Here is a 26,797-nt window from a genome sequence, read left to right as displayed (position 1 = left end):
CAAATGTACAATTTTTATAAATCGTATCGCATTCGTAAAGCAGGCCGTAATGCTTTGTGTGGTCGGTTTTTTACTGCTGCTTGGTTGTGGTTGGCAAGATGCCTCTGCCCAAGAGGCTCCCGACGCCAAAGAAGTGTTGGTGATCCATTCCTATCATTCCGGATTGAAGTGGACGGATGATATCCATAACGCAATAAATCAGCAATTTTCCATCTCAAAAACACCGGTCCATCTCCAGGTGGAGTATCTGGACGCCAAGCGCTACGGGATTAAAGCGTTCGCTGAACAGACTGCCAGGTTGCTGGAGCTAAAGTTAGCTATCAGAAGCTACGACCTTGTGTTGGTTTCCGATGACCACGCCTTCCAGTTTGTACGGAATCACCGCAACGGCCTGTTTGCCAATATCCCCATTGTCTTCTGCGGTGTGAACCAGTTTCGGCCTGCCATGATCGAGGGTTTGACGGCCATTACCGGTGTTGAAGAGTCGCCAGGGTTCGCCGAAACTATTGAATTAGCAATGCGGTTGCATGCGGGGACGACCGAGATTGTAGTGATCAACCGGACAAGGCACTTAACGGGAGAAATCACAAAAAGGGTGCTGGATGAGGTTGTTTCCCGATTCAACAGTCGGGTTCGGTTCCGTTTCTGGAGCGATTTGCCGTGGGGGGAACTGCAAAACCGTCTCACCGAACTAAACCCAGGGCAACTGGTTTTGCTGACCGATGTCATAGAAGATGAAGACCTTGGGGTTTTGTCTTTTGAGGAAAGTTGTCAGCGGATACGCCAATTTTGTTCGGTGCCGCTATATGGGGTGTGGGACTTTTTCCTGGGCCAGGGAATTGTCGGTGGTAAGTTGCTCTCTGGCAGCGACCAAGGCAGATTGGCCGCTGAATTGGCTCAACGCATTCTTAATGGCGAAAGCGCTGATGCTATCCCGATTGTGGATCAGGATATTGGCAAGTTCAGGTTCGACGACAAAGAGCTGCGGCGCTTCTCTATCCGGCATTCGGCTCTGCCGGCCGGCAGCCAGATAATCAAGCGGGACCTGCCCGTTTATGCCATTCCTAAAGCGAAGTTTCTCAAGGTCCTGTTTCTTCTGGCTGGTCTGGCATTAGGTGGCCTCTTTTTGCTGAAGAATGTTTACTCACGATATCGTGCAGAAAAGGCGCTGCGCGAAACCGAGGCGCATTTTCGCGGTTATTTTGATCTTAACCTGGTGGGGATGATCACGATGTCGGCGTCTGGCAAATGGCTGGAAGTAAACGACCGATTTTGCGAAATGATTAAATATTCCCGGGAGGAGTTGCAGAGAAAAAGCTGGATCGATGTAACTCATCCCGATGATCTGACGGAGTCTTACGAAAAATTTGAAGCCCTTTGTGCAGGGGAAATCGATCGCTTCACACAGGATAAACGATATGTTTGTAAGGACGGCGCTTTAATTCATGTGGAGCTTTCGACAAGGGCCTTACGGCAGCCCGATGGGCGGATCAATCGCCTTGTTTCCATCGTTCAGGATATTACCAAGCGGAAGGCTGCCGAGGCTGACCTGCGTTTAGACGAGGCGCGTCTGGAAGCCCTGGTGGCTCTCAACCAGATGGGGGAGTCCTCTGTCGAGGATATTATTGATTTTATAGTTTCTTCGGTAATAAGCCTTACGAAAAGCAAGATCGGTTACCTTGCCTTTGTCAATGAAGCGGCAGGGACTTTGATTAAGCATGGCTGGACGCGCGGGGCGTTGCAGGAATGCACCATGGAGAAGTCCTCCGCCGGCTATTCGATCGAGAAGGCCGGACTCTGGGCAGAAGTGGTACGCCATAAAAAGCCGATAATTATCAATAACTATGCCTACCCGCAACTGGTGAAAAAAGGTATCCCAGAGGGGCATACCTCCATAGAGCGGTTTATGGGGGTGCCGCTGCTGGACCAAGACAAGGTAGTAGCCATTATCGGCGTGGGCAATAAGGCAGGTAAATACGACGATGCCGATGTCCGGCAACTCAATTTGTTGGGCCAGGGGTTGGTGCGATTGTTAGAGTCAAAGCGGGCCGAGCAGGGCTTGCTGGAGAGTCAGCAGAAGTACAAAAGGCTGTTCCGCCAATTCCAGGCCTTGCTGGACGGTATTCCCGATGCAATTTTTCTGTTGACCCCAGACATGAACATTGTCTGGGGCAATGAGGGTGCTGCTCGCCATCTAGGGGTGCATGTCAAAGCACTGCCGGGTGAGTCTTGCTGCAGCCTCTGGACTGGCCAGGCGGAAACCTGTCCCGATTGTCCGGTAGCAAGATGCTTCGAGAGTGGCAAGGCCGAGGAACAGCCGCTTGCCTACCCTGACGGGAAAATTTGGGGAGTGAAGGCTTTCCCCCTGAAAAATGCCATGGGAGAGGTGGAGAATGTTATTAAAATGGCCGTCGACATTACCGAAAAAGTAAAACTGCGGGACGAAGCGGAACGGTCCGCACGCCTGGCCTCGTTAGGAGAGTTGGCGGCCGGAGTGGCTCATGAAATTAATAATCCCAACGGCGTGTTGCTGCTCAATTCAAAGATCCTGGCGGATTTTTTCACGGAGGCTTTGCCGGAATTGTCTAACTTTCTGCAGAAGCAAGGAATCGAGAGCCTCGCAGGACTGGATGCCTCTGAAATGGACACAGAAATTCCGCAGATGCTTACTGACATGCAGGATAGCAGCAAGCGTATCAACGGCATTGTCAAGGACTTGAAGCGGTTTGTACAGTCGGAATCAACGCCATTTTTTAGCCCGGTGGATCTGAATGAAGTTGTGGAAATGGCAGTTCGGCTCACCGGCAGTACCCTCAAAAAATTCGCCCCTGGTTTTGAAGTATGCCATGGGGCTGACTTGCCCAGGGTCAAGGGTATCTTTCAGCAGTTGGAGCAGGTGACCATTAATTTGGTCGTCAACGCCTGCCAGTCATTCGGCGATAAAAAAGGCAACATTTTTGTGAGCACCTATTTCGATGAAGCTCTTCGAAGCTGCATTCTCGAAGTGCGCGACGAGGGTAAGGGTATCGACCCGAAGGTGTTGCCCCATATCGCAGAACCGTTTTTCACGACCAAACGTCAGAATGGTGGCACCGGTCTTGGCCTTTCGGTTTCTGCCCGTATTGTCAGAGAACATGGCGGAAAACTCGATTTTTTCTCTTTGCCGGGCCAGGGAACGACTGTGCGGCTAGCCCTGCCAGCTCTTGACGAAGGAGAAGTTTTATGAGTTCCCCCAAATTTCCGAATATCCCATTGCTCTCGGTGGATGATGAAGCCGCCTGGCTACGTAGCCTTTCGCTGACGCTGAAAAAGGATGCGGGAATAAACAATGTTCTCAGGTGCGAAGACAGCCGTGAAGTCATGGAGCTTCTGGCGTCGGTTCAAGTCAGCATGATACTGCTCGATTTGACCATGCCGCATCTCTCAGGTGAAGAGTTGCTGTCGATGATTGTCAGGGATTATCCGGAGATTCCGGTCATTGTGGTCAGCGGTGTTAATCAGATTGAGACTGCGGTGCGTTGTATGCGGAACGGGGCGCGGGATTATTTTATCAAATCCGATGATACCGAGCGGCTGATTGCCAGTATAGAGCGTACCCTCGAATACCAGCGCTTGCAGCAGGAGAATGTTCGCCTGAAAGAGCGCGTCTTGCAAGACCGTCTGGATAATCCTGGGGCTTTTGCCGGTATTGTCACTCGCAACAGGCGGATGCAAGCCCTTTTCCAGTATCTGGAGGCCGTGGCTCACAGTCCTGAACCACTGTTGGTAACGGGAGAAAGCGGTGTTGGCAAGGAGCTGGTCGCAAGGGCTGTTCATGAATTGCGTGGCGCAGACGAACCCTGGGTTGCGGTGAATGTCGCCGGCTTGGATGACAATGTCTTTTCCGATACCCTGTTCGGACACGCCAAGGGGGCATTTACCGGAGCTGAGCAAACCCGCGGCGGAATGATCGCCAAGGCAGGCTCGGGCACTTTGTTTCTGGACGAAATCGGTGATCTGAGCGCAGCCTCACAGGTGAAGTTGCTGCGTCTGTTGCAGGAGGGGGAATATTACCCTCTTGGCAGTGATTATCCACAGAAACTGCGGGCTCGTATTGTGGTAGCTACCAATGTCGATCTTGCGGCAAGTCAGGCTAAAGGGCATTTCCGTAAAGACCTTTATTACCGGCTCTGCGCCCACCATGTTCATGTTCCGTCCTTGCAAGAGCGACGGGAAGACCTTCCCCTGCTGCTTGACCATTTTTTTGAAGAAGCCGCCCAGGCGATGAGCAAGAAAAAACCGACTCCACCGAGTGAGTTACCGGTCCTTTTGGCGACTTACCACTTCCCGGGTAATGTTAGGGAACTGCGAGCCATGGTTTATGATGCCATTTCTCTCCATGAGTCGGGTGTTCTGTCGATGGATTCTTTTAAACGGGTGTTGAGTGAGGCCCGGCCGGAAAATGGCCAAGTAAGCCCTGCCAATTCGGGCCAGGAAGCCGCTGCCGGGGTCCTCTTTTCGGAACGGTTGCCGACCCTTGCCGAGAATGCTGAGATGTTGGTCGCCGAAGCGATGAAACGTGCCCAGGGGAACCAAACTATTGCCGCAGGGCTACTTGGTATCACCCGTCAGGCTTTGAGCAAACGTCTGAAAAAACTCACCAGCTGACTTTCCCTTTTTCTCCCCCTCTTGAAAAGGGTGCAACCAGAGTTGCGCAGGCAACTTAGGCTGCACTGCTTTGTGCCCCAGGCTTTTTGCTGCTTTTCGGTAGTTTGCTACGAAACCCCCGCAACTTTGGTTGCGGGGGTTTCGCGGTTTAAAGTCGAATTGATCGGTTAAAAATCAATATAAATCAGCATCTTACGTGTTTTTATGTTGTTGGCATCTGGCTTGCTAAGTATATGCATGACCGGGCGGCTGTGGTTGTTCGTTTACCTTACGTTTGTAAAACGGAGATTGCCAATGGAAAGAATTTTGTTGGTAGGAAGCACAGATACCTTAAATGAAAATATATCCTTTGTGTTGCAGTTGGCAGGTTTTGAAGTGAGTCTGGTCAGAAGTATGGAAGAGGCCATCAACTTAAATGACATTTACCGGTATTTCATTCGCAATTTCGACATGTTGGTGCTTTCAGGTACCGAGCTTTCACGTATCACGCAAAAAGGTTTTGATTTCTTAAGAAAGATTCCACAACAAGTAAAAATACTCATCGCTGAAAGAGACCCTTGCTTACCGTCCGAGTCGGACTCTTTCGACAACCTGTACCGAACAGAAAACATATATTTCTGCAATACAACCAATATTACTGTTGAAACAAAAAAAATATTCGGTCGAATTTAGATTGTTTGAAATCTGTATTTAGGGGGAGTGAAGGTTATGGAGAACCGGAGTAATCTCGCGGTAGAAGACAGCGCTGCACTGGATGGGATGGAGGACAGTCAGGAAGGACGCTACCTGACCTTCAGGCTGGGGAGTGAAGATTACGGCATCGCGATTTGCCATGTAGTGGAAATCGTGGGTCTGCAGAAAATCACAGCGGTTCCCAATCAACCTCCGTTTATGAAAGGGGTGATCAATCTGCGCGGCAAGATCATTCCTTTGATGGATGGTCGGATTCGCTTCGGATTAGGGGAAGAAGCCTATGATGATCGAACCTGTGTGATCGTGACCGATGTTGAAGGGCGGATCACGGGATTAATTGTCGACCGGGTCAACGAAGTGCTGGAAATCCCAGCCGAGCAAGTAGAACCGCCAGCCGCTGCCAATGGGGGCGGCCCAGAGAGCTATGTCTGCGGTCTTGGAAAGGTTGGCGACAGTGTCAAGGTGTTGCTGGATGTTAAACCACTATTCAATTGTTAGATTTACCGTTTGTCAGCAACTGTGTCTGGCTTGAAATAATTTGTCCGAAAAGAACAAGAAACATCTAACAGGAGGGTAAGGCCATGTTCAAAATGAAATTGCGTGGACGTTTTCTGTTGCCGACTCTGACCGTAATTGCCGTTGGGATGTTAGTAGCTACGGTACTTTCTTATCGGTCGTCAAAAAGCGCCATTCAGGATGCCATGACCGGTCAGATCGTACAAATTGCGGCAAGTATCAGCAACCAGATTGAGGCATGGATAGGGGACCTGCAAGTCGATATCGAGGCCTTGAGGGTGGCCAATGAGTCTTCCTTTGTCGCTGCCGTCACAAGCAATAACATTGATGCTTCACAGGTTTCTGGCAAAGGAATGCGAGACTTTGCACAAAAATACAGTTACTACGAATTTCTTGCCCTGGCCGATGCCAGCGGACAGACGGTGGCAGCTTCGGATTCAAGCCTCGTTGGTCAGGTGAATGTGGCGGATCGGGATTATTTTAAAAAGGCGCTATCCGGCCGGTCTGCAATATCCGATGTCTTGGCCAGCAAAGTCACTGGCAAACCGATTTGTGTTCTGGCTTTGCCGATTGCGCAAGCTGGCAAGGTTCTGGGGGTTTTGTATGGCGCCGTGGATCTTACCAGCTTTTCCAGCCGGGTAATCGACCCGGTGAAGGTCGGCCAGGAAGGGTACGCTTATTTGATGGCACGCAATGGCCTGGTAGCGGCTCATCCGGATAAAAATGCGATTCTGGTAACAAACTTTCAGGATTTAGATTGGGGTAAAAAAATAGCCGAGATGAAAACCGGGCTTCTTACCTATACCTTCAACGATATGGAAAAGCTCGTCGCTTTTAGTACCGACAATTTAACTGGGTGGACAGTCGGCGTTGGAGCATCGACAAACGACATCTTTGCCTCGGCCAGGGAAATCCGCAACGAAAACATTCTGATTGCTGTGCTTGTTATCTCAATAGCCACCCTGGTGATCGTGCTGGTTGTTAATCCCATCGTCAGGAGTCTGAAAAGCGGGGTTGAATTTGCAGAAACCGTCCGCGCTGGCGATCTGTCTAAGCGCTTGAACCTGAAGCGCAACGATGAGATCGGCCAGCTGGCGTCGGCCCTGGATTCCATGGCCGAAGGCTTGCACCAAAAGGCGCAGGTGGCCGAGGCTATTGCCGGCGGCGACCTTACAGTGGAGGTTCCAGTTGCTTCTGAACAGGACCATCTGGGCAGGGCTTTGAAAGGGATGGTGGCCAACTTGGCGGCACTGATCGGCCAGATTCAACTGTCCGGTGAACAGATTGCGTCCGGTTCGGTACAGGTCTCCGATTCAAGCCAGAGTCTTTCTCAGGGAGCTACGGAATCCGCCGCTTCACTGGAGGAGATTGCCGCATCCATGACAGAGTTGGCCTCCCAAACGAGACTCAATGCAGAGAATGCAGCCCAGGCTAATCAGTTGGTTGGCAGTGCCAAAAATGTCGCCGAGCAGGGCAACCAGCAGATGCAGGGCATGGTCAGTGCTATGGCAGACATCAATCAGGCGGGGCAGAATATATCGAAGATTATCAGGGTCATCGATGAAATTGCCTTCCAGACCAACCTATTGGCTCTCAATGCGGCAGTGGAAGCGGCCCGGGCCGGCCAGCACGGCAAGGGCTTTGCCGTAGTGGCGGAAGAGGTGCGTAACCTGGCCGCCCGCAGTGCTCAAGCTGCTAAGGAAACAGAAGAGTTGATCGATGGTTCAGTGGCGAAGGCTAAGGATGGTGCAGCAGTAGCCGATGAAACTGCCGCATCCCTGCAAGGGATCGTAAATGAAATCTCCAAGGTTACGGATTTGGTCGGTGAGATAGCCGCAGCCTCCAACGAGCAGTCCGAAGGCATTGGTCAAATCAATCAGGGCCTCGGTCAAATCGATCAAGTGACCCAGCAGAACACGGCAAACGCTGAAGAGAGCGCCGCCGCAGCGGAAGAGCTTTCCGCTCAGGCTGAACAGATGCGGGGTATGCTGGGTCGTTTTAAACTGGCCCAAGCTAATACAGCTTCGGCTTTGCCGACACCGAAGGGGGGCGCTGCCTGGCAGAGTAACGAACCGCAAGTCCCCATGGCGATCGCGGCCAGAACAATGCTGCCCCAGCCCGCAGATCCCAGCGAAATGATTGCATTGGATAGCTCGGAATTTGGAAGATATTGAAACCATGAATTGGCGGGCCGTCATAGCAGACGGCCCGCATTGCAAAAACGCAAAAACGAATATCGACGGTTTCTAAAGTGTCCTTCTGCAATTCAGGACTTGCCTTTAAAGACCCTTTAAAAGAGGCGACAATACTCTTTAAAGCGTGCGGTTACCTAAGGGGCAGACAACAATGCTTTTGGCGAAACGGAAAAGGTTATGAACCGAGATATTAAGGCAACCCCTTGTAAAGTAACAGGGTGGATTAACGATGCTGGCGCAGCGGGAGAAGCTAAAATTCCTCGAGAGGCTCTGCTGAACTCGGATGTTTGCGATCTGGTGCAGGGGGCTATCCCCCTTGGCCAACAAGTGTTGGCCTACAAGAAGATCGTCGAGAGGCTCCGACAGATCATTTTTTATGATCCATTAACTAATCTCCCCAGTTGGAGATTGTTCAATGAACAGCTTGCCGTCATTTTGGAACGTGCCAAAGATTCGAGGCATTCCTTTGCGGTTCTGTTCTTCGATATCGATCGTTTTCGCAACGTGAATTATGCCTTTGGCCACGAGGCCGGTGATCGCTTGCTCAGCTTATTTGCCGAGAGAATCGGTGCGGTGCTGGACTCCGACAGTATCCTTTCACGCAAAGGCGGCGACCGCTTTTTCCTGCTTCTGCCAAAGGTCACAGGGGATAAAGAGATCGAGACCATCGTGGCAAGTATGATGGCCGCCTTGCGGGAGCCCTTTTGTATCGAAGGGCAGGAGGTGTTTTTGACCATCAGCATCGGTATAACCCGTTATCCCCAGGGGGGGGACGATGCCGTGAGCCTGTTAAAAAATGCCGATGCGGCAATGAACAAGGCCAAAGAAGCGGGTCGAAACACCTCCCGGTTTTTCTGTGATGCGTTGCATGCGAAAGCATCACGCCAGCTTCAACTGGAGAACTTGTTGCGCAAGGCTTTGGAGAAAAATGAATTTTCCCTCCATTACCAGCCCCAGTACAGGATGTCCTGCCGCAATGATGTCGACAGGTCCGGCCTGATGCATGAGTGCATTTCCAATCAAATGATCGGTTGCGAGGCTTTGCTGCGTTGGAACAACGCTGAATTAGGAAATGTTTCTCCCGCCGAATTTATTCCAATTGCCGAAGCGACGGGCATGATCGAATCGATTGGCGAGTGGGTTATCCGAGAAGTTTGCACCCAGGTCAGACAATGGCAGGATGCGGGGGTTGAACCCTTCCGGGTAGCGATAAACCTCTCCCCGCGACAACTGTTCAATCCAAATTTTGAGGTAATGGTCTATCGAATGCTCCGGGAGTCGAAGCTTGACCCTTGCTGGCTGGAAATGGAAGTTACCGAAAATATCCTTATGCTCGATATCCGGGAAGCGACGGAGAAACTCAACCAATTGCGGAATATGGGAGTGAAAATCTCCGTCGATGATTTCGGCACGGGCTATTCATCTCTAAGCTATCTGAAAAAGTTACCCATCGACAGCCTGAAGATAGATCGCTCTTTTGTCCAGGATCTCGAACGCTGCCCCGATAGTACAGCAATTGTACAGGCGATCATCTCCATGGCCAAACAACTTAAACTGAGTGTTATTGCCGAGGGGGTGGAGACCGAGGAGCAGGCAACCTTTTTGGCCGGCAACGGCTGCACTGATCTTCAAGGATATTTTTTCAACCGGCCTCTTAGCGCAAAAGCTTTTACCGCATATCTGATGTCCAGCGCAGAACATCAACAAGATTGTTGCCCCAGTGACATCCTCGGATTTTACGATCCCCCCATTGGCCGACGGATTGGGGCTTTTGCTTAGTCCGGTTGGGATCTAAGCTCAATCTGTTTTAGGTACAGAGGGGAAAACACACCGGACGTCTCGCCGGGCGGTACTTTTTGACCTATTCGGTGCACAGATTATTGTAGGCGGTTTGATCCAGGTTACGGGTAAGGAGCATGCGGGAGTTGGCCTTCAGGGGGAGTGCCGCTTGCTGAGAATATTGGCGGCGGTTTGTCCCAAGGTTTTCAATGTTGTAAACTTGTACAGGATGCAAAAGTTTTGCAGATCAAGAAAGACAGATGAGGGGCAGCCCATGACTACTGTCTACCATCGCGGTGAGATCGATATTCAGAAGCAGGCCGGGGCCCGCAAGCTAGCGGCCAGTATGGAGCGCACCGTACTGCCCGTCATCTCTCATCGGTATGTAGACTTTATCCACAGCCAATCTTTGCTGGTATTGGCTTCGGTCGGTGACCAGGGCCAGGTGTGGGCTTCTCTATTGTGCGGCCCGGCGGGGTTCATGGCGGTAGAAGACGAACAGACTCTACGCGTTGAGGCTTTGCCGAAGTCAAGCGATCCATTGCAGCAGAATCTTTACGATAACAGCGAGGTCGGTTTGTTGCTGATCGACTTCGTTACCCGGCGTCGCTTGCGGATCAACGGCACTGTAAGGATGAGAAAAGGAGGTTTCGCCGTGCATACGCGGCAGGTCTACGCCAATTGTCCTCGCTACATCCAGGCGCGGGAATGCGAGTTGAGGCAGGATGCTCCGGCTGCGGCTACGGTCCGTCAGATGACCTCTCTAAATGATGAGATTATTCAGCAAGTGAGCCAGGTGGATACCTTCTTTATAGCGAGTTTCCACCCCCAGAGCGGTGCCGATGTCTCCCACCGCGGTGGTTTCCCCGGGTTTGTACAGGCTACCGACGAGCAGGCCCTGCTCTGGCCCGAATACAACGGCAACGGTATGTTCAATACTCTCGGCAATCTCAGAGAGAATCCCCAGGCCGGATTGCTGTTCATCGATTTCGATCAGGGAGACATCCTGCAACTGTCCGGCACCGCAACGATCATCTCGGATCCAGAGCGCGCCGCTGCCATTCCCGGCGCCGAGCGGCTGGTGGAATTCAAGATCCACTCAGTCATAGAGGCCCGGCACGCCACCCCTCTGCGGGGCCGATTCACTGGCTATTCGCCGGATAATCCGTGGTTCTGTTGAGCGAGAATGAAGGGAGAGTCTCCGGAGCTGTGCCTCGGGGAAATTCGCAGGGACTTTTTGTTGGTCATTTACCGGTCAATCAGCCGAGATAACGTGCCACAAGTTTGTTTTCCTGTTGACAGCGGGCGCCGTCGGAGCGTTGCAGAACGACGCACTTTTCAGCAAACGGTATGGGCAGTTCGGTCACCTCCTGAATAAGATGGATTTGTAACGACATCGTTGTCTTAATAGAAGGTGGGATCGTCGTTGACCGTCGCCTTCTTCTACTGATGTTGGGGTGCATCGTTGCGTCCCGATATGCCTGTTTTAGCACCCGGCGTATTTAAGATCAGAACTCCATTGGCTAATCTCAAGCGAGGGAAATAATATGTTGGGTTTTCGTTGCGCTGTTGCGCGAAACAAATTCTCTGTACCTTGAACGGTATGGTGAACTCGCTGGCTCGGTCCGGTTGTTAGAGAAGTTTTTTCCACCGCTACATCCTCCCTGTCAGGCGCGGCGGTGACCGTCGCCAACTTGACGTATATGTTGTTGGTCTTGCTGCAAATTATCATCGACGGGCGTAAGGTCATAGGAGTATTTTGTATAACCTTTTCTGTTCATCTGGTAGAAAAATTCAGCCTTGCTCCCACACCATAAAAATAGTGGATATAATTTAAGTCACGGGTTTAAAGTTCATAACAATCCATTTTATGGAGGAGCGATCAATGAAGACCGGTCTGAAGCAAAAAGCCCCATTGTTAGGTTTGAGCCTGCTTATTTTATCGTCCTGCGCTCCTGCTGTGCAACCGCCAGATAGCCAGATGGCGTTGGCAACCGAGGCTGTGGAGGAGGCAACGGCTGCGGGTGCTTATGAATACGCTCCTGTGGAGTTGAAGGCGGCACAAGACAAAATTAATCAGGCTAAGCAGGCCATGCAGTCTAAAGATAATGTGACCGCAAAACGTCTATTGCAGGAGGCGGAAGTCGATGCCAAATTGGCGGAGGCGAAGTCTGCTACGGCAAAGTCGCAACAAGCAGTGGCCGAACTGCAGAAAAGCATCGATATGCTGCGTGACGAAATTAATCGCAAGCAAGCCCAATAACCATAGTCAGGAGGCGATCATGTTCAGCAGAAATTTAATGTATAAGGTCACTCTAGGCTTATCCGGTCTAACGATGGCGGCTGTGGTGTTGGCGGGATGTGCGCCAAAAATGACCAGTAATGCTGCTCTGGAAGAAGCCAGAACTGCTTTCCAGGCCGCCCAATCAAATCCGGCTGTGGTACGGAATGCTTCGCTGGAACTAAAAAAAGCGCAGACGGCGTTGGACATGGCCGACCAGGTGCTGCAGCAGCAAGGTACGGTTGCCGAGATTGAACACCTGGCCTATCTCGCAAAACAACGCAGCGCCATTGCTCAGGAGATTGGCAATCAGAAAATGGCTGAAGCGGTCATAGCCCAGGCCAGCGCCGAGCGCAACAAGGTTTTGCTGGAGGCCCGCGGTGCCGAAACGGCCCTTGCCCAGCAACAGGCCGCTAAGGAAAAGGCCGCGGCCTTGAAAGCGTTGCAGGAGGCCGAGATGCAGAAAGCTGCTGCCGAAAAGGCATTGGCCGAGGCAATTGCGGCACAGGAAAAGGCCGCCAAACTGGAGTCGGAAATTGCCCAATTGCAGGCCGTTAAGGCGGACCGTGGCTTGGTTATGACCCTTGGAGACGTGCTGTTTGACGTCAATAAGGCAGAATTGAAACCTGGCGGAATTTTGACCATCGAGAAACTGGCAGCATTTCTTGACGAGTATCCTGCGCGGCGGATCATGATCGAAGGATTCACCGATAGCACCGGCGCTGCAGAATATAACCAGGGGTTGTCTGAAAGGCGCGCGCTCGCGGTGCGCCAGGCTCTGCTCGACAGGGGCACTGAATCTGTCCGCATTGAGTTCAAAGGCTATGGTGAGGAATTCCCGGTTGCAACCAATGTGACAGCCGCCGGTCGCCAGATGAACCGCAGGGTCGAAATAATAATTTCCGACGAGGCAGGAGTCATTCCTGCGCGCACGAAATAAGGGATAAAAGGGTTCATCATACTGCAAATTGAGAATAGCTATAAATAAGGGGCGCTGGCATATGCCAGCGCCCCTTATTCGTCTTTCGATGGCCAAGCTGTTTTCTTTGATTATTTCATCTTTTGCAGAAAACGATAGAAGTCGCTGTCGGTGGACAGAACCAACTTGGCGTTTTTGCCGTCGGCCTTGCGATAGGCTTCGAGGCTGCGCAAAAAGGCGTAGAACTCTTTGTCGCTGCCGTAGGCGGCGGCGTAGATGGCGGCGGCTTCGGCGTCGGCCTTGCCGCGGATTTCTACCGATTTACGATAGGCCTCGGAGGTGATGCCCTTGAGCTCTTTCTCCATCTGACCGAGGATGTCGGCCTTTTCCCCCTCGCCTTCCGAGCGGAACTGGGCGGCGACCTTTTTCCGCTCCGAGACCATCCGTTCGTAGACCCGTTGCCGGACTTGCTCAATGTAGTTGATGCGTTTGATCTGTACATCGATGAGCTCAATGCCGTATTCCGGGGTGCTGGCTCGGGCTTTTTCCAGCAGGTTGGCAAGAATCTGCTCGCGGCCTATCAGTTGCTCAGGCGCGATCGTCACACCCTCGATTTGGATTTCTTCAGCGGCGTCTCCGCCGGGAGCCTGGTAGTCGTTGCCCCGAACCAGTTCCACGAGCAGGTGGCCGGAGACGGCGTCGCGCACCACCGAGTCGATAATATCGTCGAGGCGGCCTTGAGCACCTCGTTCGGTGGCGACGGTTTTGAAGAACAACAGCGGGTCGGAGATACGCCAGCGGGCTGTGGTGTCGAGGAAGATGAAGCGCTTATCCTTGGTCGTGATTTGCTCGGGGTCTCCGTCCCATTTGAGAATGCGGGTTTCGAAACGGTGCACGGTCTGGATAAAGGGGATACGAAAGTGCAGACCCGGACTGAGGACGCCGCCGACGGGTTTGCCGAATTCGGTGACCAGGGCCTGTTCTCCCTCGCTGACGACGAACAGCGGATTTTGAGTGAATCCCAGGAACAACAGGACGATGATGATTATCGGTAGAAAGCGTTTCATTGTTTACCTCCTTGCCCCTGGGCGCGTAATGGCAGCAGTGGCAGGGCGCTGGTGCCTTTGCCGTCCATGATGTAGATTTCGGCCAGGTTCGGAAGAACCTGCTCCAGGGTTTCGAGGTAAATGCGCTGGCGGGTGACTGCCGGCGCCTTGCGGTATTCTTTGAGCAGAGCCAGGTAGCGACTGGTTTCACCGCGGGCCTTGTTAATTCGTTCGACAGCGTAGCCTTCGGCTTCCTGGATGGTTCGACGGGCGACACCGCGGGCTTTGGGGACTTCGCGATTAAACTGTTCGCGGGCCTGGAAGATAAGGGTTTCCTTTTGTTGCTCGGCTTCATTGACCTCGTTGAAAGCCGCCTTAACCGGGCCTGGTGGGTTGACGTCCTGAAATTTAACGGTGACGATACGCACGCCGATGTCGTAGCTGTTGAGAATCTGCTGCAGGTCATGTTCGATGGCCGACGCCAGATTCGCACGCTCGATAGTTAATACTTCAGTGACGTTGGAGTTGCCTACCACTTTTCGGGCCACAGCTTCGGCAATGTCGCGGATGGTAGCCAGGGGATCGCGAATGCGGAATAAAAACTTAAAAGGGTCGGCAATCTGATACTGAACGATCCACTCCACGTCGCTGACGTTGAGGTCGCCGGTCAGGGTCAACGATTCGCCTTCCAAAGCCCGTTTGGTATAGGTGGTGCGAACCCCGGCCTTGACGGTGCGAAAACCGAACTCTTCTTTTTCGACGCGGCCGGTCTTGGCTTTGTAGACTCGGTCGATACCGAAGGGGACTTTTATATGCAGGCCCGGTTCGGCAAAGTTGTTGAAGCGACCGAAACGAAGCAGCACGCCGGTCTCTTCGGTATCCACTTTGTAAAAACTACTGGTGGCAGCGAAAATCAACAGCAGAGTTATGCCAATGGCGATAATCTTGCCTCCACCACCTTTTTTTAGCCGGTCGGCCAACTCGGCAACCTGACGGTCGATGGATTTGGGGGTGCGTCCCCCTGATGGTATTGCATTGCGCCTCCCTTGCAATAAATGTATGTAGATGGATCACTAAAATTGTAACTATAGCACATGGAAAGCCGTTTATTGACGAATATTCTTATTGGTCCGAACATTGGAAGCAGATCGGGAATTGTGCTACGATTACTCTATAAACAAACTGTTATGGCATGGAGGAGGCGAGCCGTGAGTGATAAACATCCAAACGAAAATATGCAGGTTGAAAAACAGTGCCGCAGCAAAAACGAGCTGCCCTCGATGTACAAGGTGCTGATGCATAATGACGATTATACCACCATGGAATTTGTGGTCAGTCTCTTGGAGACGGTTTTTCACCTGTCGCCCGCGGAAGCTCATCGTATCATGCTGAATATTCACACTCAGGGGGTCGGCGTTTGTGGCACTTATCCCTATGAAATTGCCGAGACCAAGGTAGCCCGGGTGCATTGTATGGCCCAGCAGTCCGGCTATCCCCTGAAATGCAGCCTTGAGAGGGCCTGAAGGGAAAGCCTATGTTCACTCAGGAAGTCCAGATTGCCTTTTCCCTTGCGGTACGGGAGGCGCAGAAGCGCCATCATGAATACCTGACCACGGAACACGTCCTCTATGCTTTGCTCTTTGAAGAGCATGGCCAGGAGATTATCGAGGCATGTGGTGGCGACCCGGAAGGGTTAAAAACCCTGCTGGAGGATTTTTTTACCGGCCATCTTGAGAGCCTGCCCGGAGGTAAGGAAATTGTGCCCGAGCAGACCGTTGGACTGCAGCGGGTTTTGCAGCGGGCGGTACTGCATCTTCATTCGGCGGGGAAAAAGGAGATTTCCGTTGGCGACGTGTTGGCTTCCCTGCTTGAAGAGGAGCAATCCCATGCCGTGCAGTTGCTGGAGCAGCAGGGAGTCTCGCGGCTTGATGTGCTCAGCTATATCAGTCACGGGGTCAGCAAGGTGCCGAGACAGGAAGGGGGCAAGCCCTTTCCCGATGGTGGAAAACGACCATCCAAGGAAGGGCAGAGCGAGGCGGAAAACGATCCCCTGGCAGCTTATACCGTCGACTTTTTGCAGCGCGCCATGGAAGGCCGTATCGATCCCCTGATCGGCCGGGAAAAGGAATTGCAGCGCACTGTGCAGGTGCTCTGCCGTCGTCGTAAGAACAATCCTATCTATGTCGGTGAGCCGGGGGTCGGTAAAACGGCCATGGCTGAAGGTCTGGCATTGATGATTTACGAGGAGCGGGTGCCCAAGGTTTTACGGGGGGTGCATATTTATCTTCTCGACATGGGGGCGCTGCTGGCCGGTACCAAGTTCCGGGGCGATTTCGAGGAACGCCTCAAGGCGGTGCTTAAGGCCCTTGAAGATCGTACCGATGCCATTTTGTTTATCGATGAGATTCATACCATTGTAGGCGCCGGTGCTACCAGCGGCGGTTCCCTTGATGCGTCCAATCTCCTGAAGCCCGTTCTGGCTTCCGGTGCTCTGCGTTGTATCGGTTCTACCACTTATGAAGAATACAAGAACCTGTTTGACAAGGACCGGGCTCTATCGCGGCGGTTTCAGAAGATAGACGTGATCGAGCCGACCATCGACGAGACGGTAGCAATTCTGGCCGGTCTGCGTGAGCACTACGAAAGCCACCATCAGGTGACCTACACCGATGAAGCTTTGCGGGCGGCGGCGGAACTCGCTACCCGTCATATTAATTATCGTCATCTGCCGGACAAGGCCATCGATGTCATCGATGAAGCCGGCGCTGCCTGTCGTCTGACGGATAAGACCGGGCATACCATCGGTGTTCCCGAGGTGGAGAAGGTGGTGGCTTCTATCGCCCGGATTCCCGAGCGGACTGTTTCCAGTTCCGACCGCAAGCGGCTCAAGTATCTCGATCGTGATCTGAAAAAGCAGGTCTTCGGTCAGGAAGAGGCGATTGATTTGCTCTGCAGGTCCGTACTGCGAGCCCGCGCCGGTCTCAGCCATCCGGAGAAGCCGACCGGGTCGTTCCTGTTTACCGGGCCGACGGGGGTCGGTAAAACCGAAGTGGCCAAGCAGTTGGCTCAGCAGCTGGGGGTTGAGTTCTTGCGCTTTGATATGAGCGAGTACATGGAGAAACATTCCGTTGCTCGCCTGATCGGTGCCCCTCCCGGTTATGTGGGGTTCGAGCAGGGCGGCCTGTTGACCGAAAGTGTTGTTAAGCATCCCTATGCGGTGTTGCTGCTTGATGAAATCGAAAAGGCTCACCCCGACCTGTTCAACATTCTATTGCAGGTCATGGATCACGGTCACCTCACCGATAATAACGGTAAGAAGGCGGATTTTCGCAACGTCGTGCTGATTATGACCAGCAACGCCGGGGCCCGGGACCTGACCGCCAAGTCCATCGGTTTTGGCGGTGGTTCTCCGGGCAGCGCTACCCAAGCGGTGGAGCGGGCCTTTTCGCCGGAATTTCGTAACCGCCTGGATGCTATCGTGCCCTTCATGTCCCTTGGTGAAGAAACGATGCTGCGTATCGTCGATAAGTTTGTTAACGAACTGCGTCAGCGCCTTGAGGATCGAAACGTGACCCTTAAAATGTCCCCTGCGGCACGTTCTTTAATGGCCCGTCGTGGGTACGATCCGATCTACGGTGCTCGGCCCTTGGCGCGGCTGATTCAGAACGAGATCAGCGACGTCATAGCCCACGAAGTTCTGTTCGGAGAGTTGGCCGACGGTGGTACGGTTAAGATCGGTTGCCGTCAGGATCGCCTGACCTTCCGATACCAATGAGATTTAGTATCGGTGGCCGTGGATGACGATCTATCGTCTCACTGAGCAGCTCGTATTTCCCAATCCGGAATTGGCTGATCCTGAAGGTTTGCTGGCGGTGGGGGGGGACCTCTCCCCCCACCGCTTATTGTTGGCTTATTCCCTTGGTATCTTCCCTTGGTTCAACGAAGGTGAACCGCCTCTCTGGTGGTGTCCCGATCCCCGTTGCGTGTTGTTTCCAAGTGAATTGAAGGTCAGTCGTAGTCTTGGTAAGCTTTTGCGCCGCAATCCCTTCCATATAACGAGTAACCGCTCTTTTGCACAAGTCATCGATAGCTGCGCGGCCTTGCGCCAGGAGAATGGCGGTACCTGGATAACCGATGAGATGCGAACGGCTTACTGTCGGCTGCATGAAGCCGGTTATGCCCATTCGGTGGAAGCCTGGCTGGACGGCAATTTGGTCGGGGGGCTTTACGGTGTCTGTCTGGGCCGCTGTTTTTTCGGTGAGTCCATGTTCTTTCGGGTCTCCAATGCGTCAAAGATCGCCTTTGCAACCCTTGTTCAGCATCTTCGGGAGCGGGGTTTCGTTCTGGTTGACTGTCAACTTCCCTCCGACCACCTCGCTTCTCTTGGCGCCCGCACTATTCCTCGCAGCGAGTTTCTGCAGCACCTTGTGGAAGGTGATGTGGCTCCCGGCCGGCCTGTTTCCGGGCCTTTTCCAGCAAGTTTTGACGGTTAGATCTTCCAGTGCCATCGCCGGGAGTGGCCTCTTTTCCCATGAAGTGGCCGCCTTGAATACGGGGGCGGTTGTTCTAAAGAAAAGACTTGTCAAGCGGTGCCCAAAAAATAGGCAAACAGCTAGGATGCCCCACGGCAGGGGGGCTTTCGCTTGGGTAAGAGGTGTTCCCCACAGGGTTTTCCACTAACCTGTGGATGGAACCGAAAAACCTATGTGAATCAATGGGTTGTTCTGCTTTGATTGTGTGGGGCAGGAGCGCTGTTCGCTATGGTCGTACCTGTCGCCGAGGTCCTTGCTCTGGGGCGGTTGCGCCCATGCTGGTCGGGGAAACAACCGAATGTATTAACAAAAATTGTCTTCTTTTAGCGGTCAGCCACGGCGGGGCCTTTGGTTTTACGCGGCAGGTTTCGGTTAACGAACTGCTCGATTCGCTGTTGGTCCTTTTGCAGAATGTTGAGAAACTGCATGCCGGTAGTGATGCCTTGCCCTTCTTCCTGTGGCGCTGTCCAGATGACCTCTGTCAGGGTGCAGATCGGATCACTCGCATCGTCCAGGGACAGCATCAAAAGGCAGAGGTCGTTCTTTTCCACGGCTGTCTGGAGCGGCATACGAATCCCGCTGGCGCTGAGGTTCACCTGGCCCCGGCTAAAAGAGGGCGCTGTCAGGGCCGTAGCCGTGGTGGACAGTTTTTTGATCTGTTGCCGCCATTGTCGATGAAAAGTCGGCAAATCCCCTCTGCGAGCGCTATAACACAGACCAATTTGCGTTTCAACTCGTTGTTGCGGACTATGACGAAAGATGCATAGGTCGTCGTTCATGCGCAGTCTAATCACTTTGTCGGAGGGCTGGCTGTGAAATGAGGCCGACGATTTGAGCCAAAGGCCGTATCGTTCCGAAACGATCTCCAGGGGACTTCCTTCCGGAAAGGGGAGCCCTTCCTTGACGGGCCAGCTATGGGGGATGGCGACATCGAAATATCCGAGCTCGTAATTGGTGAACAGGACGTTCATCGCTTCGCGACGAGCCGGGAGGTTGTCCTCATACAAGGTTTGAACCTGCAGTCTTTGACCTGGGGTAAAATAGCGGCTGTACATAATACTCAAATACCCTTTCACTGTTGGAAGTGGGAAACAACAGTTGTAAGACAGCAAATAGTATTCCATTGTTCAGTCTGAAAGAGGGGCAATTTTGCCCTCCATCGCCATTCGGCCGCTGAGGTCGTCCATGAATTGCCGAGCTACGCGGCCGGAGCGACTGCCTCGCTCCATTGCCCAACTCAGGGCCGCGCTATGAAGTTCCTCTTCGGAGATGATCAAGCGGCGCTGCTGGGCCAGGTAGCCGACGATTTCCAGGTAGACCGGTTGGCTCATGGGATAAAACCCGAGACTGATCCCGAAGAGGTCGTCCAGGGAAAGTTTTTCCGACCAGGCCTCTTCGGATTGGGGGTGTCGACCATCGGAGTTGTCGCTTAAACGATCTGGCAGCAGGTAGTGTCGATTGCTGGTGGCGTAGAGCAGGATATTGCCGGCAGGTTCTTCGATGCCACCCTCAAGTAAAGAATAGAGTTCTCGGTAGCCCGGTTCCCCTTCGTCAAAGGAAAGGTCATCGCAAAACAGGATAAAGCGGTAGGGTTGGTCTCGTAGCTGATGAGTTATTTGCGGAAGTTGGAACAGGTCTTCCTTCTGCACCTCGACCAGGCGCAATCCGGCTTGAAAATAGAGTTTAAGCAGGCCTTTGATGGCCGCCGATTTGCCGCAACCCCGTTCGCCCCACAGAAGTACGTTGTTAGCCGGATAGTTGTGGACAAATTGTTCGGTATTGCGCTGTAGATTTTCCAGAATTCGATCAATGCCGAAGAGCTCATCATGGTCGGCCAGATCAGGGTGGGCTACCTCAGCCAAATAGCCATTGTCAGGATGCTGTATCCAGCGAAAAGCGATATAATTACGGAATATCCCCGGATCAAGCTGATACTCCACGAGCCGGCGCGTCAGATACTCTTCGCCGAGATCAAGTATTCGGTCAAGGCGTTCGACAACATACTCCCAGTCAATGTCCAATCGTTCGATATCCATTGTGGCCCTTTCCGAGAGTTCTTGTAGTTCATATAAAGGATAACAGAGGGAGCTATTGCCTGCACGTTGCAAGGCAGTCCAATTGCCAGCGAATGGTCCTTGTGTTAGGATCGCTTTCCCTTTTGCGAGCAGGAAAAAGGTTTTGTCTAAGTGAAAAAGCACACCGAACAATTATTCGCCGCAACGGCACCCGGTTTGGAAGGCGTTTGTGCGACCGAATTGATCGCGCTTGGTATTCCCGGCGTTAAGGCAGTTCCCGGTGGGGTTGAGTTTTGTGGTGGATTGCGGGAACTTTACCTGACCAATCTTTGGTTGCGCACCGCCAGCCGTGTTGTGGCTCGGCTGGGTGAGGTGCGCTGTCGGGATTTTCCCACTCTCTATCGGAAGGCTCTGAGGTTGCCCTGGGGACGCTATGTTAAGCCGGGAACGCGGCTGCAGGTGCGGGTGACCAGCCGTCGCTCGCGCTTACAGCATACCGAGCGCATTTCAGATACTCTCAAAGAGGCCATGGTCAAGGCTCTGGGGGGAGTTGGTGCTGAGGAAAATGTACCGAAACAGCTGTTAATTGTTTCTTTGGAGGACGATATTTGTCGATTGTCCTTGGACAGCTCTGGTGAGTTGCTTCACCGCCGTGGCTATCGTCAGGATATAGGGCCGGCGCCTTTACGTGAAACCCTGGCTGCCGGCATCCTCATGTTGCTCGACTGGCAGGGAAATCGGCCGTTATTTGATCCCATGTGTGGTTCGGGTACTTTCCTTGTAGAGGGAGCCTTGCTGGCCCTTCAACGGCCTCCCGGAGCCCAGAGAAAATTTGCATTTATGGACTGGCCCCGTTATCGCCCGGGGCTTTGGCAGGCTCTTCTGCTGGAAGCCGCTAAACAGGAGAAAAATAGTTGCCCGATGTTGGTGGGAGCCGACCGTGAAACGACCGTGATCGATGCCGCCCGGCAAAACGCCAAACGGGCCGGAGTAGAGGAATATCTGTCGTTTCAGCCGTTGGAGTTAAATCAGCATTTCTCTCCCCCGGCGGCACCGCCGGGACTGGCTCTCTCTAATCCGCCCTACGGAACTCGTCTTGGCCGGGGTGAATTGGACGATACCTATCGCGCTCTGGGGCGCGTTTATCGGCAGGTGCTGCCTGAGTGGCAACGAGCCTTTTTGTGTCCCGAACCCCGCCTGGCTAAAAGAATCGGTTTACCTCTGGCGCAGGCCGCCAGCTTGCAGAATGGCGGGATCCGTGTCGGACTGTTTACTGTGGAATAGTGATGGGGCTATTTTTCCTTGATCTTTCTGCTATATTTGCTTAATATCTCCGGATGCCTTCACGTGCTGAAGGCCTAAGTATTTAGATCAGTGAAAGCGAGGTGATTGTCTTTGGAAATCCAAGTGGTCGACAACAATGTCGAAAAAGCCATTCGGGTACTCAAGCGTAAGTTGCAGCAGGAGGGACTGTTTCGGGAAATGAAGCAGCGCAAGTTCTACGAAAAGCCGAGTGTTAAGCGCAAGCGCAAAGAGAAGGAAGCCCAGCGCCGTTTGCGTAAAAAAATGCGGCTGATGAAGAAGTTCTAAAGCCTCGCTGTTTAAATGACCAATAAAAAAGAGGGCCGATCCCCAGGATCGGCCCTCTTTTTTATTGGTGGTCAGCTTGTCGCCGATCAGGCCGGCAAGGCTGGTAGTTCGATTCCGGCAATTTTTTGCAGGAGGCGTACGACCTGGCAGGTATAGCCGAACTCGTTATCGTACCAGACGTAGAGAACGCAGCGGTCGCCTTCGACGATGGTGGCCAGTGAATCGACGACGCTGGCGTGGCGAGAGCCGATGAAGTCGCTCGAAACCAGTTCCGGCGAGTTGACATAAGCCACCTGGTTTTGCAGGGGCGAATGAAGCGCCAGATCGCGCAGGTAGCCGTTGAGCTCTTCGACGCTGGTTTCTTTTTGAAGGTTCAGGTTAAGGACCGCTAGAGAAACATTGGCTACCGGCACGCGGATAGCGTTGCCCGTCAGCTTGCCTGCCAGTTCGGGCAAGGCTTTGGCCGATGCTTTGGCGGCACCGGTTTCGGTGATAACCATGTTAAGGGCGGCAGCCCGTCCGCGGCGCTCTTTTTTGTGATAGTTGTCGATCAGGTTCTGGTCGTTGGTATACGAGTGACACGTTTCGAGGTGGCCGCTTTCGATACCGAACCGATCATTGATGGCTTTGAGTACCGGTACCACCGCGTTGGTGGTGCAGCTGGCAGCCGAGAAGATGGTTTCCTTGGCGTCGACCTGGTCGTCGTTGATGCCGAATACGATGTTGGGGATGTCGTCCTTGCCGGGAGCGGTGAGAATGACCTTCGATACCCCTTTGGCCTGCAGGTGCTTGCCGAGCCCTTCCCGGTCGCGCCAGAGGCCGGTATTGTCGAGGACGATGGCGTCGTTGATGCCGTAGGCCGTGTAATCGATACTCTCCGGAGAGTTGGCATAGATCAGGCGGATCATGTTGCCGTTGACGATAATCGCATTTTCTTCTTCGTCAAAGTCAATTACGCCATTGAAGGGGCCGTGGACCGAATCACGCTCCAGCAGGCTGGCGCGTTTCATCAGGTCCTCGTCGGTGCCTTTGCGTACTACAATGCCTCGCAGCCGCAGCTTGTCGCCGCTGCCGGTTTTTTCTACCAGCACGCGGGCTAGCAGGCGGCCGATGCGTCCGAATCCGTACAGGACCACGTCTCGCGGTTCGCTGAGCAGGGAGCCACGGCCGTTGTTGACGTCGGCCAGTTCCTGAGCAACAAACTCATCGATTGATTGTTGGTCCTTCAGGGTGCGGTACTTGACCGTCAGTTTGCCAATATCGATCCGTGAGGGAGACAGGTCGAGCTTGCTGATGGCTTGCAGGATCGGAAAAGTGTCGAGAATCGACAACTTGCTGCCAAGAACTTGTTGAGCAAAGCCGTGGGCATTAAGAATGTCGATAACCGTTTTGTTGACCAGCGACTGACCGTAGACGTTGGTGTTGACGCCTCGGCTACGATAAAGCTGGCCAATCAAAGGCAGCATCGTCTGGGCGGCTTCGTCCTGTCCCATCCAGTCGTTAAGGTATTTTTGGTACTTGTCCATGCTCATGGTTACTCCCTTTCGGTGGCTGTTTTTTTCGACCGTTAATGACCGTTTCAGGTGGCCAAACGGCCCCACATATTATACGAGTAGCGCCTAATTTTCAACTCAATTCGCTTGATTTTGGTACGACTTTTGGCTGGACTTAATTTGTCAATCTGCTATTAATTGTTCAATGTCGGGCCGGCAAGCGGTTACGACTTTTTTGCTGCCCGAAAGAACCGGCTTTGTCGGCCAGTGGCGGCCAATTGATTATAGGCGTTGAGCTGGCGCTGCATAACTATAGCGGAGGATCAGACATGAGCAAGCAAGTATATTATCGGGAGCTGGGGCTGGCCAATACTCGAGAAATGTTTCAAAAGGCGGTTAGTGGCGGTTACGCTATTCCGGCTTATAATTTCAATAATCTCGAGCAGCTTCAGGCTATCGTTGCCGCCTGCGTGGAGACCGCCTCACCGGTCATCGTGCAGGTTAGCAAGGGCGCTCGTAATTACGCTAACGAAACTATGTTGCGCTATATGGCCATGGGTGCCGTGAAGATGGCCCGTGAAATGGGCTCACAGATTCCCATCGCTCTTCACCTGGATCACGGCGACTCTTTTGAGCTGTGTCAGGCTTGTATCGAGTCGGGATTTTCGTCGGTGATGATCGATGGGTCCCACCTGCCTTACGATGACAATGTGGCCTTGACTCGCAAGGTGGTCGAATACGCCCATGAGCACGATGTGACCGTCGAGGGCGAGCTCGGTGTGCTGGCCGGTATTGAGGACGAAGTTCAGGCCGAGCATTCTACCTATACCAAGCCGGAAGAGGTCGAAGACTTCGTCGCCAAGACCGGAGTCGATTCCCTGGCTATCTCCATCGGCACCAGTCACGGGGCCTTCAAATTCAAGGTTAAGCCTGGTGAGGAGCCGCCTCCGTTGCGGTTCGACATTCTGTATGAAATCGAAAAACGCATCCCCGGCTTTCCCATTGTGCTCCACGGCTCATCCAGCGTGGTGCCCGAATATGTCGAACTGATCAACCAGTATGGCGGCAAGATGGAGGGAGCGGTCGGCGTCTCCGAAGAGCAATTGCGTAAGGCTGCGGCCAGCTCGGTGTGTAAGATCAATATCGACTCCGATGGCCGCCTGGCGGTAACCGCCAAGGTGCGCGAGTACCTGGCGCAGAATCCGGCCGAATTCGATCCCCGTAAATATCTCGGGGCCGCCCGCAGCGAGCTGGTGCGATTGATTAAGCACAAGAACAAGGAGGTTCTTGGCAGCGCCGGACAAGCCTAAAAATTAGCGTCATTGAAAAGTAATGACTATGCGGCAGGTCGCCCTCAGGGTGGCCTGCCGTTTTGTTTTTGACCTTGCTTCCAGGGCTGGAGTTTGGCAGGGGTGCTCCCTTGACAAGCATGGTGTGGTTTTGTATTCTAGGTGTGAAAAGCATCTAAAAGTGTTGTTTGGCCAATCGTTGGTGTGGCCCACAAAAAAGACGTGCCACCGCAAGGTGGCTGAAAGGAGGCGCAGATGCCAAGAGGAGATAGAACGGGACCGCTGGGACGCGGGCAGATGACCGGACGGCAGTTGGGGTATTGCGCCGGGTATGACGAGCCCGGCTATGGACAAGGCGGATTTTATGGATGCGGTCGTGGCCGTGGTCGCGCCCAGGGTGGCCGGGGGGTGGCATTCCGCCGCGGTGCAGGGTTTCCGGAGTCCGGGATGGGGGGGCCAATAGAGCCGCCGGTCAACGAAGCCGATCAGCTCAAGGATCGAATTGGTCGGTTGGAAAAAACGCTGAAGGCTCTCAATCAGCGCCTTGCGACTCTGGGAGGTGTGACGGAAGATTGATCTTGTAATTTGTCCAGATAAAAAGCGGATCAGGCACTAGCCTGGTCCGCTTTTTTATGTCTGGCCCGATCCCTGCAACTTCCAGGGAGTAAGTTGGTTGAGTCAGGGATATCTACAAGCGCTGTAACAATGGCGTGAACGCATCAAGCAAAGGAGAATACGAAGATGGCAAGCAAGCAATCAGAGTCAACTGATATGACAGTGGCTGAGGTGGCCGAAGCCCTGGGAACCACGCCAGTCAACGTGCTTCTCTTTATCAAGCGCGGTTTGCTGGAAGGTCTGGAGAGTGAAGGCGGCTGGGTAGTGGCCCAGGAAAGTTTTGCGGCGTTTCGCGCCAGCGAAGCCGGGCAGAATGGCCGTGCGACCTGTCGGTCGGCTTGTAGTAAGGCCGGTGGCTGCGGCAGCTGTGAGTAAAGATGCCTAAAATACAGGCAGAAAGAGAGGGAGGTCGCAGTGGGAGTTACTATAAAGCCGTCGGATTTGCAGTTTAAGTATCGCCGTAAAAAAGAGCTTCGAGATGAACAGAAATTTCAGGGCAAACCGGACCCCCTGCCTTTTGACGGTGAAGATCTTTACGAGGTGATCCCCATGTTCGAGGCGGTGATGGATGCCGTGCAAAGTACGGACGGCAGGGTGCTGAATGAGCTGGAAAACATCGTGAACAGTATCCCTCCCGGCTATCAGCCCAAACGGGAGGATATGTTCGATTTCCTCGTCGATCAGTTGCGCGACATTGTGGGATAGGAGTCGGCTGTGGAGGAAATCTTTGGTGATCTGTGGGATTATTACGGTACTGCTGCCGTCGGCATAACCACGGGAGGCCAGGTGAGCAGGAAAGGGCAATGCATGATGCCCCGCGGCTGTGCCCGACAGGCCAAAGATCGCTTCCCCGATCTGCCGGAGAAGCTGGGCTCTCTCATTCGAGTCGAAGGCAATCATGTCTTTCACCTTGGCAACGGTCTGTACAGTTTCCCGGTCGAAAATAGCCCCTTCGAAGTGCCGGAGTTGAGTATCATCGAACGTTCCTGCCGAGAACTGGTCGAGCTCACGAATCAGCAGGGCTGGTCGAAGGTCGTGTTGCCCCGCCCTGGTTGCGGTGGGGGTGGCTTAGAATGGCGTCAGGTGCGGCCTTTGCTGGAACGGCACTTCGATAAGCGTTTTTATATCATCACCCAGGCTTGATCCCGGCCCGAGAACGCTAAACAAAACACCCCGCCGTCATTGGA

The 26,797-nt window shown here is 53.3% G+C and carries 25 protein-coding genes; 19 read left to right on the top strand and 6 right to left on the bottom strand.

Annotated features, from left to right (window positions below):
* The first annotated feature begins 49 nt into the window (after positions 1–49).
* The 7 genes from A7E78_RS08055 to A7E78_RS08025 all read left to right on the top strand — a co-directional run bounded on the left by A7E78_RS08055 (position 50) and on the right by A7E78_RS08025 (position 11,010).
* Complete coding sequence (locus tag A7E78_RS08055) at positions 50–3,226, top strand: PAS domain S-box protein (RefSeq protein WP_072283740.1); 3,177 nt, start codon at positions 50–52, stop codon at positions 3,224–3,226.
* On the top strand, positions 3,223–4,647 hold the full coding sequence (locus tag A7E78_RS08050; RefSeq protein ID WP_072283739.1) for a sigma-54-dependent transcriptional regulator: 1,425 nt from the start codon (positions 3,223–3,225) through the stop codon (positions 4,645–4,647). Before A7E78_RS08055 ends, A7E78_RS08050 begins: the two co-directional genes overlap by 4 nt.
* A gap of 294 nt (positions 4,648–4,941) precedes the next feature.
* Positions 4,942–5,319 carry a response regulator transcription factor gene (locus A7E78_RS08045; protein ID WP_072283738.1) on the top strand — a complete coding sequence of 126 codons (378 nt, stop codon included), beginning with the start codon at positions 4,942–4,944 and terminating at the stop codon, positions 5,317–5,319.
* Between the two features lie 36 nt (positions 5,320–5,355).
* On the top strand, positions 5,356–5,838 hold the full coding sequence (locus tag A7E78_RS08040) for a chemotaxis protein CheW (protein ID WP_072283737.1): 483 nt from the start codon (positions 5,356–5,358) through the stop codon (positions 5,836–5,838).
* An 83-nt stretch (positions 5,839–5,921) separates the two neighbouring features.
* Complete coding sequence (locus A7E78_RS08035; protein WP_072283736.1) at positions 5,922–8,030, top strand: methyl-accepting chemotaxis protein; 2,109 nt, start codon at positions 5,922–5,924, stop codon at positions 8,028–8,030.
* A 198-nt stretch (positions 8,031–8,228) separates the two neighbouring features.
* The gene (locus tag A7E78_RS08030; protein WP_072283735.1) at positions 8,229–9,830 is read left to right on the top strand and encodes a putative bifunctional diguanylate cyclase/phosphodiesterase; all 1,602 of its coding nucleotides are present in this window, start codon (positions 8,229–8,231) and stop codon (positions 9,828–9,830) included.
* A 274-nt stretch (positions 9,831–10,104) separates the two neighbouring features.
* A complete protein-coding gene (locus A7E78_RS08025) occupies positions 10,105–11,010 on the top strand; it encodes a pyridoxamine 5'-phosphate oxidase family protein (RefSeq protein ID WP_072283734.1) in 906 nt (301 codons plus the stop codon).
* Between the two features lie 79 nt (positions 11,011–11,089).
* Here A7E78_RS08025 and A7E78_RS15040 read toward each other — a convergent pair whose 3' ends face one another.
* Entirely contained in the window at positions 11,090–11,227 is a 138-nt protein-coding gene (locus A7E78_RS15040; protein WP_158516088.1) for a hypothetical protein, read from the bottom strand.
* A gap of 488 nt (positions 11,228–11,715) precedes the next feature.
* Here A7E78_RS15040 and A7E78_RS08020 point away from each other — a divergent pair, with 488 nt between their 5' ends.
* On the top strand, positions 11,716–12,093 hold the full coding sequence (locus A7E78_RS08020) for a DUF4398 domain-containing protein (protein ID WP_158516087.1): 378 nt from the start codon (positions 11,716–11,718) through the stop codon (positions 12,091–12,093).
* A gap of 19 nt (positions 12,094–12,112) precedes the next feature.
* Positions 12,113–13,051 (top strand): OmpA family protein, encoded by a 939-nt coding sequence (locus A7E78_RS08015; protein WP_083552880.1) that lies wholly within the window; start codon positions 12,113–12,115, stop codon positions 13,049–13,051.
* Positions 13,052–13,161: 110 nt separating this feature from the next.
* Here A7E78_RS08015 and hflC read toward each other — a convergent pair whose 3' ends face one another.
* Together hflC and hflK are read right to left on the bottom strand one after the other, a co-directional pair.
* Positions 13,162–14,097, bottom strand: coding sequence for a protease modulator HflC (gene hflC / locus A7E78_RS08010; RefSeq protein WP_072283732.1), 936 nt, complete (start codon positions 14,095–14,097; stop codon positions 13,162–13,164).
* Positions 14,094–15,056, bottom strand: coding sequence for an FtsH protease activity modulator HflK (hflK, locus tag A7E78_RS08005; protein WP_235606719.1), 963 nt, complete (start codon positions 15,054–15,056; stop codon positions 14,094–14,096). Before hflK ends, hflC begins: the two co-directional genes overlap by 4 nt.
* Before the next feature lie 255 nt (positions 15,057–15,311).
* Between hflK and A7E78_RS08000 the strand changes: the two genes are divergently transcribed.
* From A7E78_RS08000 to aat, 3 genes are read left to right on the top strand one after another with little or no spacing between them, the layout of a single operon-like run.
* The gene (locus tag A7E78_RS08000) at positions 15,312–15,599 is read left to right on the top strand and encodes an ATP-dependent Clp protease adaptor ClpS (RefSeq protein ID WP_083553203.1); all 288 of its coding nucleotides are present in this window, start codon (positions 15,312–15,314) and stop codon (positions 15,597–15,599) included.
* 11 nt (positions 15,600–15,610) lie between these two features.
* The gene (gene clpA / locus A7E78_RS07995) at positions 15,611–17,851 is read left to right on the top strand and encodes an ATP-dependent Clp protease ATP-binding subunit ClpA (RefSeq protein WP_072283730.1); all 2,241 of its coding nucleotides are present in this window, start codon (positions 15,611–15,613) and stop codon (positions 17,849–17,851) included.
* A gap of 22 nt (positions 17,852–17,873) precedes the next feature.
* Positions 17,874–18,569, top strand: a complete 696-nt coding sequence (gene aat / locus A7E78_RS07990) for a leucyl/phenylalanyl-tRNA--protein transferase (protein WP_072283729.1) — start codon at positions 17,874–17,876, stop codon at positions 18,567–18,569.
* A gap of 362 nt (positions 18,570–18,931) precedes the next feature.
* Here the strand turns inward: aat and A7E78_RS07985 are convergent, their stop codons facing one another.
* Both A7E78_RS07985 and A7E78_RS07980 read right to left on the bottom strand, forming a co-directional pair.
* Positions 18,932–19,663, bottom strand: coding sequence for a PilZ domain-containing protein (locus tag A7E78_RS07985; protein WP_072283728.1), 732 nt, complete (start codon positions 19,661–19,663; stop codon positions 18,932–18,934).
* A 72-nt stretch (positions 19,664–19,735) separates the two neighbouring features.
* Positions 19,736–20,644 carry an ATP-binding protein gene (locus A7E78_RS07980; protein WP_201257995.1) on the bottom strand — a complete coding sequence of 303 codons (909 nt, stop codon included), beginning with the start codon at positions 20,642–20,644 and terminating at the stop codon, positions 19,736–19,738.
* A 150-nt stretch (positions 20,645–20,794) separates the two neighbouring features.
* Here A7E78_RS07980 and A7E78_RS07975 point away from each other — a divergent pair, with 150 nt between their 5' ends.
* On the top strand, positions 20,795–21,907 hold the full coding sequence (locus A7E78_RS07975) for a THUMP domain-containing class I SAM-dependent RNA methyltransferase (protein WP_072283727.1): 1,113 nt from the start codon (positions 20,795–20,797) through the stop codon (positions 21,905–21,907).
* A gap of 111 nt (positions 21,908–22,018) precedes the next feature.
* Positions 22,019–22,213: a 30S ribosomal protein S21 gene (gene rpsU / locus A7E78_RS07970; protein ID WP_072283726.1), complete on the top strand. Its 195-nt coding sequence runs from the start codon at positions 22,019–22,021 to the stop codon at positions 22,211–22,213.
* 86 nt (positions 22,214–22,299) lie between these two features.
* Here the strand turns inward: rpsU and A7E78_RS07965 are convergent, their stop codons facing one another.
* Entirely contained in the window at positions 22,300–23,745 is a 1,446-nt protein-coding gene (locus tag A7E78_RS07965; protein ID WP_072283725.1) for a glyceraldehyde-3-phosphate dehydrogenase, read from the bottom strand.
* A gap of 290 nt (positions 23,746–24,035) precedes the next feature.
* Here A7E78_RS07965 and A7E78_RS07960 point away from each other — a divergent pair, with 290 nt between their 5' ends.
* The 5 genes from A7E78_RS07960 (at position 24,036) to A7E78_RS07940 (ending at position 26,753) form a co-directional block, all read left to right on the top strand.
* Positions 24,036–25,016: a class II fructose-bisphosphate aldolase gene (locus tag A7E78_RS07960; protein WP_072285085.1), complete on the top strand. Its 981-nt coding sequence runs from the start codon at positions 24,036–24,038 to the stop codon at positions 25,014–25,016.
* 234 nt (positions 25,017–25,250) lie between these two features.
* Entirely contained in the window at positions 25,251–25,571 is a 321-nt protein-coding gene (locus A7E78_RS07955) for a DUF5320 domain-containing protein (protein ID WP_072283724.1), read from the top strand.
* 165 nt (positions 25,572–25,736) lie between these two features.
* Positions 25,737–25,985: a MerR family transcriptional regulator gene (locus tag A7E78_RS07950; RefSeq protein WP_072283723.1), complete on the top strand. Its 249-nt coding sequence runs from the start codon at positions 25,737–25,739 to the stop codon at positions 25,983–25,985.
* Positions 25,986–26,024: 39 nt separating this feature from the next.
* A complete protein-coding gene (locus A7E78_RS07945) occupies positions 26,025–26,315 on the top strand; it encodes a hypothetical protein (RefSeq protein WP_072283722.1) in 291 nt (96 codons plus the stop codon).
* A gap of 9 nt (positions 26,316–26,324) precedes the next feature.
* Positions 26,325–26,753, top strand: coding sequence for a macro domain-containing protein (locus tag A7E78_RS07940; protein ID WP_072283721.1), 429 nt, complete (start codon positions 26,325–26,327; stop codon positions 26,751–26,753).
* Positions 26,754–26,797: the final 44 nt, after the last annotated feature.

It is taken from the genome of Syntrophotalea acetylenivorans (assembly GCF_001887775.1).
In the GTDB taxonomy this organism is placed as follows: domain Bacteria; phylum Desulfobacterota; class Desulfuromonadia; order Desulfuromonadales; family Syntrophotaleaceae; genus Syntrophotalea_A; species Syntrophotalea_A acetylenivorans.
This window is presented reverse-complemented; position numbering and strand designations above follow the sequence as displayed.

What these genes read in the sequence shown, in the direction of transcription:
- A7E78_RS08055 (WP_072283740.1), top strand. Translation starts at nt 50, where the DNA reads ATGCTTTGTGTGGTCGGTTTTTTACTGCTGCTTGGTTGTGGTTGGCAA.
- A7E78_RS08050 (WP_072283739.1), top strand. Translation starts at nt 3,223, where the DNA reads ATGAGTTCCCCCAAATTTCCGAATATCCCATTGCTCTCGGTGGATGAT.
- A7E78_RS08045 (WP_072283738.1), top strand. Translation starts at nt 4,942, where the DNA reads ATGGAAAGAATTTTGTTGGTAGGAAGCACAGATACCTTAAATGAAAAT.
- A7E78_RS08040 (WP_072283737.1), top strand. Translation starts at nt 5,356, where the DNA reads ATGGAGAACCGGAGTAATCTCGCGGTAGAAGACAGCGCTGCACTGGAT.
- A7E78_RS08035 (WP_072283736.1), top strand. Translation starts at nt 5,922, where the DNA reads ATGTTCAAAATGAAATTGCGTGGACGTTTTCTGTTGCCGACTCTGACC.
- A7E78_RS08030 (WP_072283735.1), top strand. Translation starts at nt 8,229, where the DNA reads ATGAACCGAGATATTAAGGCAACCCCTTGTAAAGTAACAGGGTGGATT.
- A7E78_RS08025 (WP_072283734.1), top strand. Translation starts at nt 10,105, where the DNA reads ATGACTACTGTCTACCATCGCGGTGAGATCGATATTCAGAAGCAGGCC.
- A7E78_RS15040 (WP_158516088.1), bottom strand. Translation starts at nt 11,227, where the DNA reads ATGTCGTTACAAATCCATCTTATTCAGGAGGTGACCGAACTGCCCATA.
- A7E78_RS08020 (WP_158516087.1), top strand. Translation starts at nt 11,716, where the DNA reads ATGAAGACCGGTCTGAAGCAAAAAGCCCCATTGTTAGGTTTGAGCCTG.
- A7E78_RS08015 (WP_083552880.1), top strand. Translation starts at nt 12,113, where the DNA reads ATGTTCAGCAGAAATTTAATGTATAAGGTCACTCTAGGCTTATCCGGT.
- hflC (WP_072283732.1), bottom strand. Translation starts at nt 14,097, where the DNA reads ATGAAACGCTTTCTACCGATAATCATCATCGTCCTGTTGTTCCTGGGA.
- A7E78_RS08000 (WP_083553203.1), top strand. Translation starts at nt 15,312, where the DNA reads ATGCAGGTTGAAAAACAGTGCCGCAGCAAAAACGAGCTGCCCTCGATG.
- clpA (WP_072283730.1), top strand. Translation starts at nt 15,611, where the DNA reads ATGTTCACTCAGGAAGTCCAGATTGCCTTTTCCCTTGCGGTACGGGAG.
- aat (WP_072283729.1), top strand. Translation starts at nt 17,874, where the DNA reads ATGACGATCTATCGTCTCACTGAGCAGCTCGTATTTCCCAATCCGGAA.
- A7E78_RS07985 (WP_072283728.1), bottom strand. Translation starts at nt 19,663, where the DNA reads ATGTACAGCCGCTATTTTACCCCAGGTCAAAGACTGCAGGTTCAAACC.
- A7E78_RS07980 (WP_201257995.1), bottom strand. Translation starts at nt 20,644, where the DNA reads ATGGATATCGAACGATTGGACATTGACTGGGAGTATGTTGTCGAACGC.
- A7E78_RS07965 (WP_072283725.1), bottom strand. Translation starts at nt 23,745, where the DNA reads ATGAGCATGGACAAGTACCAAAAATACCTTAACGACTGGATGGGACAG.
- A7E78_RS07960 (WP_072285085.1), top strand. Translation starts at nt 24,036, where the DNA reads ATGAGCAAGCAAGTATATTATCGGGAGCTGGGGCTGGCCAATACTCGA.
- A7E78_RS07955 (WP_072283724.1), top strand. Translation starts at nt 25,251, where the DNA reads ATGCCAAGAGGAGATAGAACGGGACCGCTGGGACGCGGGCAGATGACC.
- A7E78_RS07950 (WP_072283723.1), top strand. Translation starts at nt 25,737, where the DNA reads ATGGCAAGCAAGCAATCAGAGTCAACTGATATGACAGTGGCTGAGGTG.